The organism is Streptomyces sp. NPDC001513, assembly GCF_042894695.1.
Classification (GTDB): domain Bacteria; phylum Actinomycetota; class Actinomycetes; order Streptomycetales; family Streptomycetaceae; genus Streptomyces.
On sequence record NZ_JBIAVU010000012.1, the window covers coordinates 177,424 to 195,293 of the forward strand.

Annotated in this window: 17 protein-coding genes and 2 pseudogenes; 8 read left to right on the plus strand and 11 right to left on the minus strand. The window is 71.1% G+C overall.

Annotated features, from left to right (window positions below; translation table 11 throughout):
- The first annotated feature begins 101 nt into the window (after nt 1-101).
- Both ACFYZ4_RS26455 and ACFYZ4_RS26460 read left to right on the plus strand, forming a co-directional pair.
- Nucleotides 102-1,052, plus strand: coding sequence for a carbohydrate ABC transporter permease (locus tag ACFYZ4_RS26455; protein WP_390784990.1), 951 nt, complete (start codon nt 102-104; stop codon nt 1,050-1,052).
- A complete protein-coding gene (locus ACFYZ4_RS26460) occupies nt 1,049-1,993 on the plus strand; it encodes a carbohydrate ABC transporter permease (protein ID WP_390784991.1) in 945 nt (314 codons plus the stop codon). The genes ACFYZ4_RS26455 and ACFYZ4_RS26460 overlap by 4 nt, the downstream gene beginning before the upstream one ends.
- A 9-nt stretch (nt 1,994-2,002) precedes the next feature.
- Here ACFYZ4_RS26460 and ACFYZ4_RS26465 read toward each other — a convergent pair whose 3' ends face one another.
- Nucleotides 2,003-4,408: a polysaccharide lyase 8 family protein gene (locus tag ACFYZ4_RS26465; protein WP_390784992.1), complete on the minus strand. Its 2,406-nt coding sequence runs from the start codon at nt 4,406-4,408 to the stop codon at nt 2,003-2,005.
- Nucleotides 4,409-4,553: 145 nt separating this feature from the next.
- On the opposite strand from ACFYZ4_RS26465, the pseudogene ACFYZ4_RS26470 reads away from it, so the two are divergent.
- Nucleotides 4,554-5,376, plus strand: a pseudogene (locus ACFYZ4_RS26470) (helix-turn-helix transcriptional regulator).
- Here the strand turns inward: ACFYZ4_RS26470 and ACFYZ4_RS26475 are convergent.
- Nucleotides 5,352-6,355, minus strand: a pseudogene (locus tag ACFYZ4_RS26475) (alpha-L-fucosidase). The pseudogenes ACFYZ4_RS26470 and ACFYZ4_RS26475 sit on opposite strands and share 25 nt — an antisense overlap.
- Before the next feature lie 397 nt (nt 6,356-6,752).
- On the opposite strand from ACFYZ4_RS26475, the gene ACFYZ4_RS26480 reads away from it, so the two are divergent.
- Nucleotides 6,753-6,992: a chaplin gene (locus tag ACFYZ4_RS26480; RefSeq protein WP_351585280.1), complete on the plus strand. Its 240-nt coding sequence runs from the start codon at nt 6,753-6,755 to the stop codon at nt 6,990-6,992.
- A gap of 67 nt (nt 6,993-7,059) precedes the next feature.
- Here the strand turns inward: ACFYZ4_RS26480 and ACFYZ4_RS26485 are convergent, their stop codons facing one another.
- From ACFYZ4_RS26485 to ACFYZ4_RS26495, 3 genes are all read right to left on the minus strand, one after another.
- Nucleotides 7,060-7,809 carry a carbonic anhydrase gene (locus tag ACFYZ4_RS26485; RefSeq protein WP_390784993.1) on the minus strand — a complete coding sequence of 250 codons (750 nt, stop codon included), beginning with the start codon at nt 7,807-7,809 and terminating at the stop codon, nt 7,060-7,062.
- Between the two features lie 74 nt (nt 7,810-7,883).
- Nucleotides 7,884-8,114, minus strand: coding sequence for a PadR family transcriptional regulator (locus tag ACFYZ4_RS26490; RefSeq protein WP_390784994.1), 231 nt, complete (start codon nt 8,112-8,114; stop codon nt 7,884-7,886).
- Complete coding sequence (locus tag ACFYZ4_RS26495) at nt 8,099-8,503, minus strand: ATP-binding protein (protein WP_390784995.1); 405 nt, start codon at nt 8,501-8,503, stop codon at nt 8,099-8,101. The genes ACFYZ4_RS26490 and ACFYZ4_RS26495 overlap by 16 nt, the downstream gene beginning before the upstream one ends.
- A gap of 213 nt (nt 8,504-8,716) precedes the next feature.
- Between ACFYZ4_RS26495 and ACFYZ4_RS26500 the strand changes: the two genes are divergently transcribed.
- Nucleotides 8,717-9,364 (plus strand): hypothetical protein, encoded by a 648-nt coding sequence (locus ACFYZ4_RS26500; RefSeq protein WP_390784996.1) that lies wholly within the window; start codon nt 8,717-8,719, stop codon nt 9,362-9,364.
- Nucleotides 9,365-9,421: 57 nt separating this feature from the next.
- Here ACFYZ4_RS26500 and ACFYZ4_RS26505 read toward each other — a convergent pair whose 3' ends face one another.
- Together ACFYZ4_RS26505 and ACFYZ4_RS26510 are read right to left on the minus strand one after the other, a co-directional pair.
- A complete protein-coding gene (locus ACFYZ4_RS26505) occupies nt 9,422-10,924 on the minus strand; it encodes a cellulose binding domain-containing protein (protein ID WP_390784997.1) in 1,503 nt (500 codons plus the stop codon).
- A 269-nt stretch (nt 10,925-11,193) separates the two neighbouring features.
- The gene (locus ACFYZ4_RS26510; protein WP_390784998.1) at nt 11,194-11,421 is read right to left on the minus strand and encodes a hypothetical protein; all 228 of its coding nucleotides are present in this window, start codon (nt 11,419-11,421) and stop codon (nt 11,194-11,196) included.
- Nucleotides 11,422-12,032: 611 nt separating this feature from the next.
- Here ACFYZ4_RS26510 and ACFYZ4_RS26515 point away from each other — a divergent pair.
- From ACFYZ4_RS26515 to ACFYZ4_RS26525, 3 genes are all read left to right on the plus strand, one after another.
- Nucleotides 12,033-12,596: a hypothetical protein gene (locus ACFYZ4_RS26515; RefSeq protein WP_390784999.1), complete on the plus strand. Its 564-nt coding sequence runs from the start codon at nt 12,033-12,035 to the stop codon at nt 12,594-12,596.
- A gap of 563 nt (nt 12,597-13,159) precedes the next feature.
- The gene (xerC, locus tag ACFYZ4_RS26520) at nt 13,160-13,948 is read left to right on the plus strand and encodes a tyrosine recombinase XerC (RefSeq protein ID WP_390785000.1); all 789 of its coding nucleotides are present in this window, start codon (nt 13,160-13,162) and stop codon (nt 13,946-13,948) included.
- Between the two features lie 238 nt (nt 13,949-14,186).
- Nucleotides 14,187-14,684, plus strand: a complete 498-nt coding sequence (locus ACFYZ4_RS26525; protein ID WP_390785001.1) for a hypothetical protein — start codon at nt 14,187-14,189, stop codon at nt 14,682-14,684.
- Between the two features lie 277 nt (nt 14,685-14,961).
- Here ACFYZ4_RS26525 and ACFYZ4_RS26530 read toward each other — a convergent pair whose 3' ends face one another.
- From ACFYZ4_RS26530 to ACFYZ4_RS26545, 4 genes are all read right to left on the minus strand, one after another.
- Nucleotides 14,962-15,393 (minus strand): hypothetical protein, encoded by a 432-nt coding sequence (locus tag ACFYZ4_RS26530; protein ID WP_390785002.1) that lies wholly within the window; start codon nt 15,391-15,393, stop codon nt 14,962-14,964.
- A gap of 140 nt (nt 15,394-15,533) precedes the next feature.
- Nucleotides 15,534-16,205: an HAD family hydrolase gene (locus ACFYZ4_RS26535; protein ID WP_390785003.1), complete on the minus strand. Its 672-nt coding sequence runs from the start codon at nt 16,203-16,205 to the stop codon at nt 15,534-15,536.
- Nucleotides 16,206-16,266: 61 nt separating this feature from the next.
- Nucleotides 16,267-16,638, minus strand: coding sequence for a VOC family protein (locus ACFYZ4_RS26540; protein WP_351585274.1), 372 nt, complete (start codon nt 16,636-16,638; stop codon nt 16,267-16,269).
- A 51-nt stretch (nt 16,639-16,689) separates the two neighbouring features.
- Nucleotides 16,690-17,817 carry a PP2C family protein-serine/threonine phosphatase gene (locus tag ACFYZ4_RS26545; RefSeq protein ID WP_351303452.1) on the minus strand — a complete coding sequence of 376 codons (1,128 nt, stop codon included), beginning with the start codon at nt 17,815-17,817 and terminating at the stop codon, nt 16,690-16,692.
- Nucleotides 17,818-17,870: the final 53 nt, after the last annotated feature.

The following is a 17,870-nucleotide window of genomic DNA, read 5'->3' on the forward strand; positions in this document are numbered from 1 at the left end:
GTGGCCCGCCCGATCCGCCGGCCACCCCCTCCCCGGCCCCGGAACCCGACCCCGGCCCCGGAACCCGCACCCGGAACCACCGCACCGCCAAGGAGCCTCCCGTGGCCTCACCCCCCGGCACCCCGCCGCGTACGCCGCCCCCCACGCGGGTACGCCCCGCACGCCCGCTCCGCCGCAGCCGACACGGCGCCGTCGCCCTCTTCCTCACCCCCTTCTTCACGCTCTTCGCCGTCGTCACGGTGGCGCCGGTCCTCTACGCGGGATGGATGAGCCTGTACCGGGAACAGTCCTCGGGGCTCGGGTTCGGCGGCGTCGAGCGGACCTTCTCCGGCCTGGCGAACTACTCGGCGGTGCTGGCCGATCCGGCGTTCCGCACGTCCTTCCTCAACGTCGCCGCGTACTGCCTCGCCTACATCCCGGTGATGATCGGCGGCGCACTGGCCCTGGCCCTCCTCGTCGACTCCGCCCACGCCCGGGCCAAGCGCTTCTTCCAGCTCGCCTTCTTCCTGCCGCACGCCGTGCCGGGACTGATCGCCGCGATCATCTGGATCTACCTCTACACCCCCGGACTCAGCCCGGTGATCGAGTGGATCGACGGCGCGGGCGGCAGCTGGAACTTCTTCTCACCCGGCAACTCCCTCTCGTCGATGGTCAACATCGCCGTCTGGCAGTGGGTCGGCTACAACATGGTGATCTTCTTCGCCGCGCTCCAGGCAGTGCCCCGCGAGGTCATCGAGGCCGCCACGGTCGACGGCGCCGGCGCCTTTCGCATCGCCCTGCGCATCAAGGTCCCGATCATCCGCTCCTCGGTGGTCATGACCGTCCTGTTCACCTGTGTCGGAGGGGTCCAGCTCTTCACCGAGCCCAAGCTGCTCTCCGACAAGGCGCAGGCCCTCGGCAACGACTGGTCGCCCACCATGTACATCGTCAGCAAGGCGTTCATCGACCAGGACTACGCGAGCGCGGCCGCCGCGTCGCTGCTGCTGGCCCTGGTGGCCGGAGCGCTGTCCTACGCGGTGACCCGGATCGGGAAGCGGTGGCAGGAAGCATGACCACGGAGACCGTCCACCCCCGCTCCGCCGCCGAGCACGGCGCCCCGCCGCCCGACCGTCCCACGGCGCCGCGCCGCCGCCCTCGCCGGTCCGGGCCCGGCGCCCCCCGCGCCTGGGCCTCCAAGGCCGCCGTCAACACCGTGCTGATCATGCTGACGCTCTACACGCTGATGCCGATCAGCTGGCTGCTGATCGCCGCGACCAAGAACCGCCGCGACCTCTTCGCCACCAGCGGCTTCGCCTTCGGGGAGTTCAACCTCCTCTCCAACATCCACGACGTCTTCACCCACGACGACGGCATCTACGGACGCTGGCTGCTCAACACCGTCCTGTACGCCGTCGTCGGCTCCGCCCTCTCCTCCCTCATATCCGTCGCGGCGGGGTACGCCTTCGACAAGTACGCCTTCGCAGGCAAGGAGAAGCTCTTCGGCGTGGTCCTCGCGGGCGTGCTCGTACCGGGAGCGGTCCTGACCCTCCCCACGTACCTGCTGGCCTCCGAGGCCGGGCTCACCAACACCTACTGGGCCCTGCTGATCCCCTCCCTGGTCAACCCGTTCGGCGTCTACCTCGCCCGGGTCTTCTCCGAGGGCTACGTCCCGTACGAGGTCATCGAGGCCGCCCGGGTCGACGGCGCGGGCGAGGTGCGGACCTTCCGCACGATCGCCCTGCCGATGCTCGCCCCCGGGTTCACGACGCTCTTCCTGTTCTCCTTCACCGCGAGCTGGAACAACTTCTACGGCGCCCTCGTGATGCTGAACGACAAGGACCTGTACCCCGTCGGCCTCGGCCTCCACATGTGGAACATCTCGACGACGGAGAGCCCGGAGATGTACTCACTGGCGATCACCGGCTCGCTCGTCGCCGTGGTCCCGCTGGTGATCGCCTTCCTCTGCCTCCAGCGCTTCTGGCGCTCCGGGCTGACGACGGGCGCGGTGAAGTAGCCCGCCGGCTCAGCCCAGCGCGACCTCGATCCGCTGGGTCGCTCCGGCCAGGGCGGTGAGATCCCCGAAGACGAGGGTGAGGGCCGAGCCGGTCGTGGCGGAGACGACCGTGGCCGGCTGGGACAGAACGGACGCCACCGGCCGGTGCCACGTGAGCGTGAGCGCGGTCCGCATCCGCATCGGATCGGAGACGCACAGCGTGGCCCGGCCGTCGCCGTGCTCCCGTACGAGGACACACGCGGGGCCGTCGGCGGTGAGGGCGCCGACCGACCCGGCGAACCAGAAGTTCACGGCGGTGACCCCCAGCGAGGCGACCCGGACACCCTGCTGGGCGTTGTCGTTGGCGAGGACCGCGAGCCACCCGGCGTCGGCGGCCCGGGCCGCGGTGGTGGCGGCGGTGGCGCCCGGCAGCAGGATGTGGGAGCAGGCGGCATCGACCGGGTCCACACCGTGGTCGAACCACAGGGTCAGATAGCGGCGGGTGACCGGGTCGGTGGTGCCGCCGGTGTGGATGTCGTGCCAGGAGCCCGTCCGGGCCTCGCGCAGCGCCCTGACCGTGGCCCCGCCGGGGAACACGTACCCGCCGTGGCCGGCGATCTGCGCCCAGCGGGTGCCGGGGAGAGCGGCCGACCAGCCCAGGGCGGTGGACTGCGCGGCGCCGTTCACGGTGAGGGCCTGGGAGCCGCCGGCACCCAGATTGCGGTTCTCGACCACTGTCTCGACCGCGGTGCCGTCGGTGGCCCGCACCGACCCCGTCAGGCAGACGATCGCGTCGGCCAGACAGAACCAGGACTTCTTGGCGTACAGCGTGCTCGACAGTCCGCGCACGAACTGCCCGACGGCGGCGTACTCCCCGTCCGTCGCGCCGCCGACCCAGTTCACGTCCGGCCGCGGCAGCCCCCACGCACCGCCCTCCGCGTCGGCGAGCGGCTTCCTCGATACGGTGGTCCCCGGCAGCCGGTACGGGTCGACGGTGGGCCAGAAGGCGTCCGTGTACTGGCCGTTGCCGTACGTGTCCCCCCACCACTGGAGCATGCCCGCGCCGGCGTGCCAGCCGCGGAGGTTCTCCCCGTTGCCCGTCTCGTAGAGACCCATCCGTTTGGAGGCCATGCTGATCGAGGCCGCCCAGCCGGGCCGGCGGTGGACGGCCCGGTCCATGCCGGGGAACAGGCGGTGCCCGGTCGGCTCGGCGATCGCCGTGACGGCGCCGTCGTCCAGTACGGCCCCCAGCCGGGCCAGTGCCGCGACGCCCAGGTCGGTGTCCGTCAGCACCGGGCTGTAGTAGTCCCGTTGCATCCAGCCCTTCACCAGCCCGCGCCAGCGCTGCCGCTCCGCGCTGCTCGCGGCGCTCCCCAGCAGGGCCACGGAGGCGAGGACGCCGTGGCCCCGGCCGTGGTCGCCGCCCTGGAACCCGTAGGAGTTGGTCCTCGGATTGCCCCGGCTGGTGGCGCGCCCCGACACCGCGTCCATCATCAGGCCGTTGAAGAGGAAAGGGGCGAAGGACTTCTCCACCGAGTCGAGGACCAGCTGCCGGCCGGGATCGGTGACCGCCCAGGTCGAACCGCTGAGCAGGGCGAAGAGCCCGGCCAGGCCGCCGAGCAGCACCGCACCGTAGGAGCCGGTGTAGGAGAGGTAGGTGTGCTGCACGAAGGACCCGTCGGCGTAGAAGCCGTCCCCGTCGGTGACGACGGGGAAGACGGGGGAGAGGGCGTCGCGGGCGAGCGCGACCTTGGCCGGGTTCCGGCCGAGGATGCCGCGCAGCGCAAGTGAGCGGCACAGGTCCACCCGGTTGGCGCCGGTGCTGGTGCCGGTGTACTGGGCGACCGCGGAGTCGGGGACGAAACGGTCGACCGCCGCGAGGTAGCCGGCGAGCTGCGCCGGAGAGAGCTGCGCGTACAGGATCGTGCTGATGTCGAGCAGCAGCTGCGGTGAACCGATCCGGAAGTCCCACCAGTTGCCGAACGGGCTCTTCGCCGGGTGGTAGACCTGCTCGTGGAGGTGGTCGAGCCCCGTCCTGATGTCGGCGGCCAGCCCGCTGTCGCCGGTGAGGCCCGTGCCGGGCTGCGCGTACGCCTGGGCCATCGTCCCCAGCCGGGCGTAGCTGGCGGTGATCGAGGCGGACAGGGTCAGGGGCAGGTCGGGCCAGAGCGATCCGGCGGCGGCCGCCATGGCCGCGCGCTGCTCGGCGGCCTGACCGCCCAGCAGGGCCAGCTTTCCGGCGAACGGCGCGGACGCCGGTTCGAATCCGCTGCCCAGCACCATCTCGCGCCATCTGAGGCGGAGTTGATCGAACTCGTCGTCCGCGGTGGACGCGGCGCCGGCTGCGGAGAGGGTGACGGCCGAGGGGATTCCGGTCACCAGGGCGGCGTTTCCGGAGAGGCGCAGGAAGGAACGGCGGGACCATGGAGCGGACATGGAGCCTCCAGAGCTGGGGGATGCCCTGCCGACCGTTTCTAGCACGCATGCGAAAAGACGCTCAAGAGATGCGTATGAACCGATCGTATCGAGCGTTCCGTCGAAACGGAGTCGCGGGCTCGGATGGTCTGGTACTCCTGCACCCATGACGGATGACCGCTACTGGGTCCGGCCCGGGACCGTGGCCGCCGTACCCCTCGACGAACCGCCCGCCGTCGTGAGCATCGGGGTGGGGCTGCACGGGGTCACCAGCGCCCTCGACGTCTTCCGGCTGCCTCGTACCGCCGGGCGCGGTGGTCCGCTACCGCTACCGGGGCCGCTCCGAGCACCTGTACGCGCACCTGCGGCTGCCGGGAGCCGGCGCGCCGCGGCCGGGTGCGCCGAGCGCCGGCGAGCCGCGGCCCGTTCCCGTGGTCCAGGACGCCGGGGCAGGCACCCCCGCGCTCTCCGACCTCCTGCTGCGAGCCATCGCCTCCGTCCCGGGCACCCCGCGCCGCGCGGACGCCGAGGTGTGGGCGGCGCTGTGGCGGGTCGCGGAACTCGCCGGGCCGGCGGCCGGCTCGGGCACCCGGCCGCACGCCTCGGCGGCGGCCGCCATCGCCTTCATCGAGTCCCACCTGGCCCGGCCGCTGCGGGTGCCCGAGGTGGCGCGGGCCGCCGGGATCTCCCAGAACCACCTCATCCGGCTGTTCCGCAGGGAGACCGGAGGCACGGTCGTGGCGTACATCCGGCGCCGCCGGATGGAGCGGGCCCGGCACCTGCTGCGCGAGTCCACCCTGGCGATCCCCGCGATCGCGGCGGCCGTCGGCATGCCCGACCTCCAGGCCTTCAACAAGGCCTGCCGGCGCGAACTCGGCGCGTCCCCCCGGGCCGTCCGGGCCATCTGTGCCATCCGCACCGGCCAGGTCCCGGTCCCGGTCCCGGACGCGGACCAGGTGCCGGCCTACGACCGGCCCGTGCCGCGGTAGAGCTCCAGCTCCCCGTCCAGTTCCACGGCCAGTACGGTCGCCCGGGGATCGGTGTCGGCCGGCGCGGGCGCGTCGATCCACAGCACACCCGGTACGTCGTGCAGCCCGCCGGTGATCCGGTGGGCCGGCTCCGCGCCCGTGCCGACCACCCGTACCCGCTTGACCGCCGTGCGCAGTCCGCGTACCGACACGGCCTCCCGGGGCGGGTCGAAGCAGACGAGGTAGAGGGTGCGGCGGTCCGCCGACAGCGTGCTCGGCCCGTCCGGCGGCAGCAGCGGCACCCCCTGCTCGGGCGTGGCGTAGTCGCCGTGGCTCAGCATCCGCGCGTTGAGCACGGTGTCCGGGTTGCTCTCCAGGATCCTCGCGGCGAGCGCCCCCAGGCCCCACTGCTCCTCGGCGCGCTCCCACTCGCCGTCGAACCACAGCAGGTCCGGCCGGAAGCGGTCGACCAGCTCACCGACCTGGCCGTCGCGGTACGCGAGGTAGCGCGCCCAGGCGGCGGGATCCTCGACGCCGCCCTCCGGCACGACCAGCGGATGCGTGGCCACGTCCTCGTTCGGCGGCTCCGGGTGCACCACGCTCGCGTAGTCCGGGTGGCTCCAGTCGGAGTGCGAGTAGTACAGCCCCACCCGCAGCCCGCGCCCGCGCAGCGCATCGGCGTACCCGCCCAGCAGCTCCCGCCCTGCGGGCGTGTTCCGTACCACGTCGAGGTTCCCGTACGCGGTGTCCCACAGCGCGACCCCGTCGTGGTGGCGGGCGGTCAGCACGGCGTACCGCGCTCCGGCCCGGGCGAACAGGGCGGCCCAGCCCTCCGGGTCGTAGGCGGCGGCCGTGAACCCGTCGAGCTGCGCCATGTACGCCTCGCGCGCGAGCTGCCGGAGTAGAACGACCAGGATTCCGGGACGCCTTCCACCGCGTAGATGCCGTAGTGGACGAAGATGCCCAGCTTGGCATCACGGAACCAGGGCTGCATCGGCATGCGTTCACGTCCTCGTCGAGGGGATGGCGCGGCTCGCCTCCGCCGCTCCCCGACGCTAGGGCGCCGCCCCCGCGCGGCGCGTGGGACCGGATCACCTCCCCGTGGTCGGTTTTCACCCCACGGCCGGGGAAGCAGGTGGTGAACGCGCGTGAAGGTGCGTGAAGGTGCGGTTGCCGGAGGCGCGTTGTGCCGCCCCTCTCGAACAGGGCTCCGTCGAACGGTCCCGCGGCCGCCGGGCTCCGATGCCCCCAAACGGGGGCCGTCGGGGTACCCCTTCGAGGGAACCGGGCTCCTGAACCAGGTCGGGCGGCGGTCAGCTGCCGAATGAAAGGGGGCGGTCCCCCTCGGGGCCGCGCGGTGCTTCCGGCACCGCTGTGCGGTAACAAGGAGATGTCACGTGTCGCGTGTTCTGAAGAGTGCAGGTCTTGCCCTGGTGCTGGGCCTGGCGGTCATCGGCGGTGCGTCCTCGGCGTCGGCGGACGCCAAGGCCGAGGGTGCCGCGATCGGCTCGCCCGGTGTCCTCTCGGGCAACCTGATCCAGATCCCGGTCCACGTTCCGATCAACCTGTGTGGCAACAGCGTCAACGTGATCGGTGCGCTCAACCCGGCCGCCGGCAACGTCTGCGTCAACGCCTGACGGTTGTGAAGCCCGACTCATCCCGGTCGCGGACAGCGCCGGGATGAGCCGTACGCGCCGCCGCCCGTCACGAGAGGGTGCGCACCTGCTGGTCGCGCAGTTCGTAGCGGGCGGCGACCACGGCCAGTTCGCCCGCCGCGACCTTCCCGGCGAGGTCGGGCTCGGCCGCCAGCCGGCGACGGACCTCCCGCACGTGTGCGTTGATCGTCGCGTCGACGCGGGCGTCACCCTGCTGACCGTGATCGATGGACGGCCGTATCTGATCGGCCAGGTACCGGATGTGGGCGGGGAGCGGCTCGCCCGTCTCGTCGGCGTGAACCGCCGCGGCCACCGCCCCGCACGACTGGTGGGCCAGGACGAGCACCAGAGGTACGCGCAGCTCCAGAACCCCGTACGCGATGCTCCCCAGCACCGCCTCGTCGAGCACCTCGCCCGCCGACCGAACGGTCAGCAGATTGCCCAGCCCCTGGTCGAACACCAGCTCCGGCGGCACCCGTGAATCCACGCAGCCCAGCACGACCGCGAACGGCTGCTGCCCCTCGACGAGCCGGCGCCGCAGGTACGCGGACTCGTGCGGGTGCTCCTGGCGCTGCGTGCGCCAGCGCTGGTTGCCGGCCGCCAGCCGGCGCAGCGCCTGCGCGGGAGTGGTGACGCGGCCGGCGCTCTCCGTGTCCGCGTCCCGCGGGGCGGCGGAGGCCGGAAGGGCCGCGCCGAGGGCCAGGCCCGCTCCGGCGGCGGCCGTGCCCGCCACGGCGGTGCGCAGCAGGGCGCGGCGACTGCGCGGAACGGCGGCGGGGGTCCGTGTGTTCGAAGACATGGCCGGACGGTAACCCGGCGTAGGAGGAGGGGAGTTGGGGCCGCAGGGGTGGTGGCGGGATCCACTCGGTGTCCCTACGGGGTGTGCCGGGGGGATTCGGGCGGTGCCGGCAAGGGGGCGTGGCCGGCCCGGCGGGCGGCGATCCGGCGGGCGACGGTCTGTGCGCCCGAGGCCATCCGACGGGCTTCCGCGGCGAGGGAGGCCTCGCCGCTGTCGGTGAGGCGGTGGTACCTGCGCAGGCGGCCCCGGTGCACCTCCTCGCGGTCGGGCTCGACGAGCCCCTCGGCCGTCAGCCGGTCCAGCACCCCGTTAAGCGTCCCGATCCGCAGCCGGACCTGCCCCGGTGCCAGACGGCCTCCACGGCCTTGCCGGCCGTATGGGGCCGGACCGTCAGGGACGACGTCAGCTCCTGCACGATGCCCCAGCCGAAGCCACCGCCGTTCTCGGGGTCCCCGGGCCGCGGAGCCGGGCGGTCGGTGCTGCTGTCGTGCACCTCGACGACGAGTGCGTCCCGCCGGCAGGCCATCCGCAGCAGCCATCCGCCCTCCGTGTGGCGGACGGCGTTGCCCAGCAGCTCGCTGACCACGAGCAGCACGTCGTTCACATCGGCCCACGGGCACCTGGCCTGCAGGTAGCGCACGGCGGCGCGGCGCGCCAGCGCGGTGTCCGCACGGGAAGAGTCGAGGACCAGCATGACAAGCGCTCCTGTTCGGGAGGGAATGGCCGGATGTTGGATGTGGGCCGAACGGCCTTGAACCAGAGTCCCAGCCCCCGGGCCCGCCCGACCATCGGCATTTCGGCTGATGAACGAGGACTGATGGGCCGATGGCCGACCGGGCCGCGCCCGCGCTCGGCGCCGCGGCCCCGGCATGCGAGGCTGTGTCCGGCACAGGGAGGAGACCACACCATGCACACGCCGAGCCGGCCCGAAGACCTCGACCACCCCGAGCAGTTGTGGGCGAGGGCGGTGACCTTGGCCATGGTCGACGCCGCTTGCTCGACCAGCACCGAATTCTCCCTCGACGACGACGGCCTGTGGTGCCACTCCACGGGCGCGGGCGGCTGGTGGCGACTGACCGTGTTCGACGGGGAACGCGCCGTGTTCTGCGGCCAGGACCCCGACGGCAGCCACACCCATGCCGCCGGCGAACAGATCGACTTCCTGGCGGGCGGCCCCGCATGGCTGCCCTGGGAGCTCCTGCGGGACGACGCCGACGGGAACCTCTTCGGCTTCGTGTACTGGTGGGAGGACGGCGCCTGGCACCGGATCGCGTACCCGGACGAGCTGAGGGAGGACGGGCTGGACGGGGCCGCCCCCTGGGTCGGCTCGCAGGAGGAGTTCCTCGAGCTCGCCGTGTCCGCGTACGACGCCCCGTACGACCGCGAGCGGAGCCTGACCGAGGCCGTCGCCCGGTTCGAGGCGCTGGCGCGGGAACGCAAGGCCGACGCGGACGCCGTGGCGGCGCTGCTGGCCCCGGGCCACGCCGAAGGCCGCCCCGCGCCGCGGCCGGAGGTGGCGCTCGACCTCGCCACCCGCGCGGGCATCCTGGCGTAACACGTGACGGGCCCGCCGCACGTCATGTGCGGCGGGCCCGTGGGCCGTTCGGCGCGGCTACTTGAGCGCGGCGAACGCCTTGGTGAAGGCCAGCGGCTGCTGGAGGATCGAACTGCACGTGGCATCCGCGTAGTTGACGGCGCCGGCCGCACACTGCTTGTCGCGCGTCGAGGACCACATGGCCAGCCGGCCGATGCCCTTCGACGCCGCGAACTCCACCAGCTGGGTCGCGTCCGCGACGGTGAAGATCTCACTCGTGACGTCGTTCACGCCGATCATCGGCGTGACGGCCACGGCCTTCCACGCCGCCGCGTCGGAGAGCCCGAGCACCCCCTTGAGCTGGGCCTGGGTGGCCGTCGCGGCCTGGATCGCGTACTGCCCCATGTCCCCGCTGTACGCAGGCCCGTAGTCCATCGCCATGATGTTGACGGCGTCCACCCGCACGCCGTTCTTCTTGGCGTCGGCCAGCAGCGCCACACCCGGCTGGGTCAGCCCCTCGGGCATCACGGGCAGGGTGAAGGCGACGTCCAGGCCGGGGTGGGACTTCTGCAGCCGGGCGATGGCCTGGGCGCGGCGCGCGTTGGCCGCGGTGTCCGGCAGGGCCGCGCCCTCGATGTCGAAGTCCACCTTGGTGAGCCGGTACTGGTCGACGACCTTCCCGTACGCGGCCGCCAGCTCGTCCACGGTGGCACAGTTCAGGGCCAGTTCGTGCCCGGCGGCCCCGCCGAACGACACCCGTACGTCGCCGCCCTTGGCACGCAGCGCACCGATCTGCGCGGCGACCTTGTCGCTTGCGAGGTCCGTGACACCGCCCCACAGGGGTGCGCAGCCGCCGCCGGAGGTGATGAAGGCGAGGTGGAACTCCTTGACGCCGGTCTTGGCCGCGGTGTCGACCAGGTCGTAGGCGGGGTACAGGGAGGTGTCCACGTACGGGGCGAAGCGCGCGCCGCTGCCGCCGGGTGCGGGGACGGGGGCGGTGGGGGTCGGCGTGGGGGAGGGCCCCGTGGTCTTCGTCGGCGCGGCGGAAGTGGCGGGCGCGGTGGGCGTCGCGGACGCGGACGAGGACGCGGTGACGGTGGGACGGGCGGTGGGGCGCCCGCTCGGCTGGGCCGTCGCGCCCTGGTCCACGGAGCACTTCACCCCGTTGATCAGGCACCCGGTCGGGTCGCCCGGGGCGCCGGACCCGCTGGTGACGAAGCCGACGGTGACGGAGGCCCCGGCGGCGAGCTCCCGGTTCCAGCTCGCGGGCTTCACGGTGACCCGGCGGCCGGAGACGGTGTGGGTGCCGTTCCAGAGGGAGTCGATCTTCGTGCCCGCCGGCAGGTCGAACTGGAGCGTCCAGTCCGACTGCACCTGGCCGGTGTGGTTGGTGATGACGTACTGGCCGGTGTAACCGCCGCTCCAGGAGCTGGACTTCGTGTACACGGCGCCGACGGAGGCCGCCTGGGCGGTTCCGGTGAAGGCGAAGGCCGCGCCTCCGATCACGGCCGCCGCCACGATCGCTCCCGTGATCTTCGCCTTGCGGCTCGTCCTGCGCCGGTGCCCGACTGTGCTGCCCATCGCGTGCCTGCCTCTGTGTTACTGGGGAGTTGGGGGATGCGGCAGCACGCTAGCCGCACCGAAACGGACATTCGTTCGTTTCGGCACGCCCCCCATGAGTCTTAGGTTCCACTTAAGGCAGGGGAAAGCGGGGCATCAGGAAGCGGCGTTGTGGAGCCCTTCCACCCCAAGGGTTCTGGCTCCCCACTGTCCATGGCAGTCCAGGCGGATCCGGCTTGCGCTGCCATCGGTGGCTCCCCGATTGGCTCCCCGAGTGCCGCCGCTGCCCCTCAGGCGTCGCGGCGCTTCCATACTTCGGGGCCGCCGCCTTCCCAGGTGATCGGCCCGTCCTCGCTCAGGTCCACGTCCTCCAGGCCGGCGCGACGCAGGAACTCGGCAACGTCCCTCGGCGTGTGCGCGCGCCCGAGGTCCGCGTCCACGCCGAGCGCATGAACGGTGACCTTCCGGCCGCCCTTCGGGGACACCGGATGGACGATGATTTCCGTCTGGTCCGACACGCCCCCAGCCTGCCGTGCCAGCGCCAGTCCAGCACGCCGAGTACGCTGTCCGGCCCACGGCGCGTGCGGGGATCCACACCAAGTCGCGGCCGGTTCGGGGACCGTGGCCGCTGGTGGACCAGGCGATGCGCACACGCCTCCGGAGGCCCTGTACGCCCAGGGCGTCCCAGCAGGTCAAGCCCTCAACGTATGGTCGGCCCCCGTTCGCCGTCCGCGAATAGGCCCCAGCCCACGGAACCCCGCCCTCAGCCCGGGTCGACGGGCGGGCAAAGCTCATGCTTCTGGTACCCACCCGGCACGCCGGAGCCCACGGCGGTCCAGAACGCCTTTGCGTCTCTCAGGTGGCCGCCAAGCGTGTGCCAGGACACGTCGCCACACTTGTCCCGCAGCGCGGTGAGACCAGCTGACGCCAAGCCGCAACCCTGGCACTCCGGCACGGTGTAGGCGCCGCTCATCGTGCTCGTGCGCGGTCTGTGCCCCCATGCCCCCTTGTGGTTCTCGCCCGGTGCTCGCACCGTGGTCAGGATGTGGCTCAGCGTTCTGACGACGCAGGGGGAGGGCGAACACGGGTGAGCTCAGCGACACCTTGGGCGAAGGAAACGTTCGGAGCCTTGGCACGAGAACTGACCGTGGCGATCCCGGCCAGCCTCGTCGAGGCTCACAACCGAGCCCGACACGGACATGAAGGCGTCCACACTCAGACCTTAGAGGCGTACGGCCACGGCCTGCACGCAGCGCAGTACGAGGCACTGGAAGCCAGGCTGACTTCCTTCGACGGAGCGGTAGCTCGACGACTTCAAGGCCGAACGGTGATGATCGTCGGCAACAACGTGATCTACCCGATCCGGTACGCAAAGAAGGACGTGCCCGTCACCGCGGCACGGCTTCGTAAGGCCGCCGGCTTCAGGGCCGACCTCATACGGCGCCACGGCCCGGAGCCGATGCAACAGGCCTTCGACCTCGGCCTCGAAGAGCTGGAAGCGGAGCACGTGCACCCGGATTTGGCTCTACTCCCGCCAGAGCTGCGGCTGATCATCGTGGCGTACGCCTGCTCGATGGAGCATGGCGTCATGCGGGTCGAGTGGGGCTCAGCGGAGCTCCGCCGCGAGGACCGCTACCTCATCTGGCACCACCACGAGCCCCTTCTCCCGCCGGATGCCACGCGAGCGGCTTAGTCGCCGTGATCAGGTCAGCTACAACTGACGCTCCGCCGCCCCAGTCCGCTGCTGAGCAACTCACCGACCCGCTGACCTGCGGCTGAGCCGCCACCGGTTGTCAACTGCCACTGTCAACGGTGGTCACCTCCGAGCGCCTTCCCACGGCCCCAAGACGGCCCGGGAGGGCGCGCTCCTTCCGGTCCGGCAGACTCGCCGAGCCGACCCATCGCGGTACCACCTCGTGTGCTCAGCAGCCACCGGAGCCGCAGGTGTCGAACGTGGTGGCGTTCCACAGATCATCGTGCACAGCGATTCCCTTGGCCTTCATGGCCTTGACGGTCTTAGACGTGCTGCTGACTCCGTAGTCGACGTCCTCCTCGTCCTTCGGGTCGTGGTGAATGCAACGCCCGGCCACGCGCTCACAGAACGCTGCGTAGTCGCGCGTATACAGAATGAACGTATGCCAGCAAGGGCTGCGAGGCAGGGCTGACGGGAGTGTCTACACCTACCGGAGCCTCGCACGAACCCACATCACCCCCGAGCTCGGAAGGACCAAGCTCAAGTCGCTTGAGGCCGACGATGTGGACATCTGGCTCGACGGGCGGGCAGAACTCATCGCCACCGCGTCACTCAAGCTGCTCTTTTCGGTCCTGCGCCGTTCCATTGCGCACGCCCAGCGCCGGGGGAGAGTCGTACGGAACGTCGCCGACTACGTAGTGGTACCGGAAGGACGGCCAGGGCGCCCCAGCAAGTCGCTTTCGCTCAGCCAGGCGGAGAGCATCCTTTGCGCGGAAGAGGGCACATGGATCCATGCCTACGTCGTGCTGGCACTGCTAGTGGGCACACGGCCAGAGGAAACACGACCGTTGACTTGGCAGCACGTGCAGCTGGACCCCGACGGAGAAGAGAAGCCCCACGTGCAGGTCTGGCGTTCAGTACGCCGTCATGGAGAAATGAAGACCTACAAGAGTCGCCGCTCCCTGGCTATGCCCAGGTATGTGGTCACGGTCATGAAGGCCCACCGTGACCAGCAGCAGGCAGCGTTGGAGGAATCCGGGCGGTCGTTGCTCCCCGAGGGCCTTGTCTTTCCGCACCCGAGCGGGAAGCTCCGGACGGCGCAGGACGTTCGCCGGAACTTCCGCGGACTCCTCAGGGGGGCGGGGCTCCCGAACCCCGAGAGCTGGACCACGCGAGAGCTGCGAACCAGCTTCGTCTCGCTGCTGTCCGATCACGGTCTGCGTATCGAGGACATCGCTCGCCTCGTCGGACACAGCGGAAGCAGCACCACGGAGCGGGTCTACCGAAAGCAGTTGCGTCCTGTGATCGAGGCCGGCGCGGAAGCAATGGATGAAATCTTCAGCAAAGACTAGGACCTGTCCGGCGATCAAGGCATTGGTGGTCCAGGCAGTTTGTCGCTGGGGCCATCTGGGTACCGGCCTCTTCGCTGGTCCGTTCGATGGCCCGCGCATACGCTGCACGCATCCTTGAAGTTCACTTAGCCATAAGGAGGTTGGCGAGGTGGGCTTAGATTCAGCAGAGCCTGGTGACCGGCACGATCCTGCCGGATCGTCCGAAGCGGCTGTCCCTCCCCCTCCTGCTCTGCCGCCCATGCCCGCAGCGCCTCCTTCCGCACCGGCACTCCTGCCGCCGCCCCTGGCCGTTCCGGCCGTGCGCCCTGGAGAGGCGGCTCTTCGGCGCAGAGCCGTCGGCCTGACCACCGGCATTCCACACGCGGCGGGCTTGACGCTCCTGTTTCTCTGCAAACGACTGGACAGTCTGGGGTCGGGCCGAGCGGCTGAGGACGTTGCCGACATACATCTCCGCTTCGCGGACTACGGCTGGTTCAACTTCGTCGGTGACCTCGCCATCACCCTGACCTTCGGCGAACTCTGGCCTTTCCTGTGGGTATCCGTACTGATCGCCGTCCTGATCCGCCTCAACCGGGGAGGCCCTGCCAAACTTCAGCTCGTGCTGTCTGCAGCAACCGCGTTCTACTGCGCACTGCTCTCCATCGCTTGGCTGGCGGTACTGCTGCAACTGAGCTGGTGGCTCCTCCCCGCCATGGGCACAGCTGGCGCCTTCGTCCGACTGGTCACCAGACGCTGACAGCAGCCAGCCGTGGCCGGCCGACTCATCCTGCCTGCCGGAACGCAACCATGATCGGTTGGGCAGCTCCTAGGGGGCCAGCCTCAGGTAGAGCGGCGTGGCTCCCGGTTTGGCTCCCTTTGGTCAAACCGGGCGGTCCAGTGTGTGCTTGACCTGCATGGACCAAGGGCTGATCTCCAATTGATCCATACGTTCCACTCAAGGCAGGGGTAAGGAGAGGCTGAGGAAGCGCCGTTGCGGAGCCCTGGCACTCCAAGGGCTCCGGCTCCTGATGTTGTCAGCTTCGCTGAGGCTCCACCATCATGGCCCTTCCCACGCGCTTGCCCTGTGCGTCGAATGCGCCGACCCGGACCGCGTCCGTGGCACGCTGGGGCCACTGTGCATACGCCTCTCCGATCGCCTGGGCCTGCCTGTCGGGGTCGTCCTTCTTCGGGTTCAAGTCGATGTGGATGTAGGCGTACACCGCGTCTCCCTCCACCACGCGCTGCACCGCCTTCACATGGCTCACGACGGACCAGTCCGAGTTGTTTTCGGAGGCTGCCCATGTCTTGAAGAGTTCGCCGTCCCTGGCCTCGTCCTGGTGGTAGAACCCGTGGGGCTGGGCGGTGAGACGGTCGGGTACGGCGAGGTCTCCCTTTGGATGGTTCTCGAGTGAGCATCCGGCCAGTGCAAGGAGGGATGCGGCCAGCAGCAGACGGCGTGCGATCAAGGCGGGCTCCTCGGGTGCGGCAAGGGGAGAGCCCCACACCGTAGCCAGTGCGGGGGCTCGGGTGACAGTGCGATCAGCAGCAGGCGGCGCACAAGGCAGCCGGACGGCCGTGGAGTTCCGAGGGCTGCTCAAGAGGGGGATCAGGAGGCGGGCTGTCGGGGCTGCTGCTCGGCGATGAGGGTGGGGAGTTCGCGCATGTCGTGGAAGACGACGGTGTCGGGGCCGGCGAGGCGTTCGGCCGGGGTCAGTCCGCCGGCGTAGCCGAAGGCACGCATGCCGGCGGCGCGTGCCGCCTGCACGCCGGGCCGGCTGTCCTCGACCACCACGCAGGCCGCGGGATCGACGCCCATCTGCCGGGCGGCGTAAAGGAACAGGTCGGGGGCGGGCTTGCCGCGGGAGACCTCGGTCGCACTGTGGATGCGGCCCGCGAAGCGCTCGTAGAGTCCGGTGCGGCCCAGGGTGTGCCGCATCTTCTCGTGGGAGCCGCTGGAGGCGACGCACGTCGGCAGGGTGAGCGCGTCGAGTGCTTCCGGCAGGCCCTCGACCGGGGCGAGCCCGGCATCCACGGACTCGCGGTGGAGCTGCTCGAACCTCTGCGACCAGATCGCGGCCGTGTCCGGGCCGAGCCGGGCGGCGACCTGCTCGCGGATGGCGGCGTGCGAGCGTCCGATGAACCGGTCCACGACCTCGTCCTCGGTGAGCGGCCAGCCCAGCTCGGCACCGAGGGCGACCTGGACCCGCGCGGCGATGCGCTCACTGTCGACCAGCACGCCGTCGCAGTCGAATATGACGAGTTCGATGGGCTTGATCATCCCCGCAGCATAGGCCTCGCCGGCGCACGCTTGGCCTCGGGCTGTGGTCAGCCGTGGTGGATCAGCCGTGGGTGGAGTCGATCACGCAGAAGCGGTTGCCCTCGGGGTCGGCCAGCACGATGAAATCGGGGTCCTCGGGATAGGAGTCCCAGTCGACGTGCCGGGCACCCAGCGACACCAGGCGCGCCACCTCCGCCGCCTGCTCCGCCGCGTCCGCCGCGTACAGGTCGAGGTGGACGCGCGGGCGTTCCTGTACGGGCGTGACGCTGCGGCCCAGCGCCAGGCCGGGCCCGCCGCCGTCCGCGGGGACCAGGACGGTCCAGCCCTCGTCCACCTCGCCGTCGCGCGGCACGTAGCCCAGCGCCCGGCTCCAGAATTCCGTGGCGCGCCGCACGTCCGAGGCGCCCATGACGATCGTTCCGATGGTCAGCATGATCCGATTCTGGCAAACCCCGATCCCGTCGCCGCAGGGGCCGTCCGACTCCTACAGGGGGCGTTCGATCGCCACCATCGCGGCGTCGTCGCCCAGGGTGTTGCCGGTCGCGTGGGCGAGCAGGTCCCGGCACAGGTGGTCGAGCAGGGCCCGCGGGTGCATGCCCGAGCAGGCGGCCACGCGCTCCGCGAGGGGGTAGAAGGCGCCCTCCCGGTCACGCGCCTCCAGAACGCCGTCCGTGTAGAGGAGCAGGACGTCACCCGCCGCGAAGGCGAAGGTCTGCGCGGTGACGGGCGCCGCCACGAGACCGGCGAGCCCCAGGGGCGGCCCGGGCTGGGACACCTCCAGGCGCGCCACCCCGCCGGCACGGGGCAGGAGGAGCGGCGGCGGATGGCCGCAGCTGACCAGGTGCAGCAACGGTTCCCCGTCGGGTACGTCCAAGACGGCCGCCGTCACGAAGCTCTCGCCGTCCTCGCCCGGCACGCCGCCGCGGCCGTTGTCCTCCGAGCCGTCCAGGTCCGGGGAGACCGCCGCCTCCAGGTAGTTCACCAGGCCCGGCAGCTCGGCCTCCTGGTGGGCGGCGGCCCGGAAGGCACCGAGTACGAGCGCGGCGTCCCCGACCGCCTCCAGGCCCTTGCCGCGGACGTCACCGATGATCAGCCGCGTCCCCGTGGCCGTACGGGCGGCCGCGTACAGGTCGCCGCCGATCTGGGCCTCGGCCGCCGCCGCGAGGTACACGGACGCGACGCTCAGTGGCCCGATCCGGTCGCGCAGCGGCCGCAGGACCACCTCCTGGGCGGTCTCCGCCACCGAGCGCAGCTGGATCAGCTCCTTCTCGTGGACCTCGCGCAGGTGGGCGAAGAAGGTCACGAACCCCGAGATCATGACGAGCGCGATGATCTGGAAGGTGTGGTTCAGATCGGTCAGGCTGGTGCGCGCCATCGCGACGACCACCTGGGCCAGCACCGCGACCAGGCCCACGAGGCCCGTCATCCACGGTCCCGCGAACGAGGCCGTCAACGCAGGTGCGGCGACCAGGAACGGCCCGAGGTGAACGTCCGGCGGGGCGAGGACGTCGACCAGCGTCACGAGGGCGATCAGCGCGAACGGGACCGCCAGCTGTGCGTGGCTTACCCGCAGGGCTCGGTGGTGAAGGGGGCGTGCCGGCCGGAAATCCATCCCACCTGCATACACCGCGAGACGATCCGGATCCCCGAGGCCAGGCCGTCGGG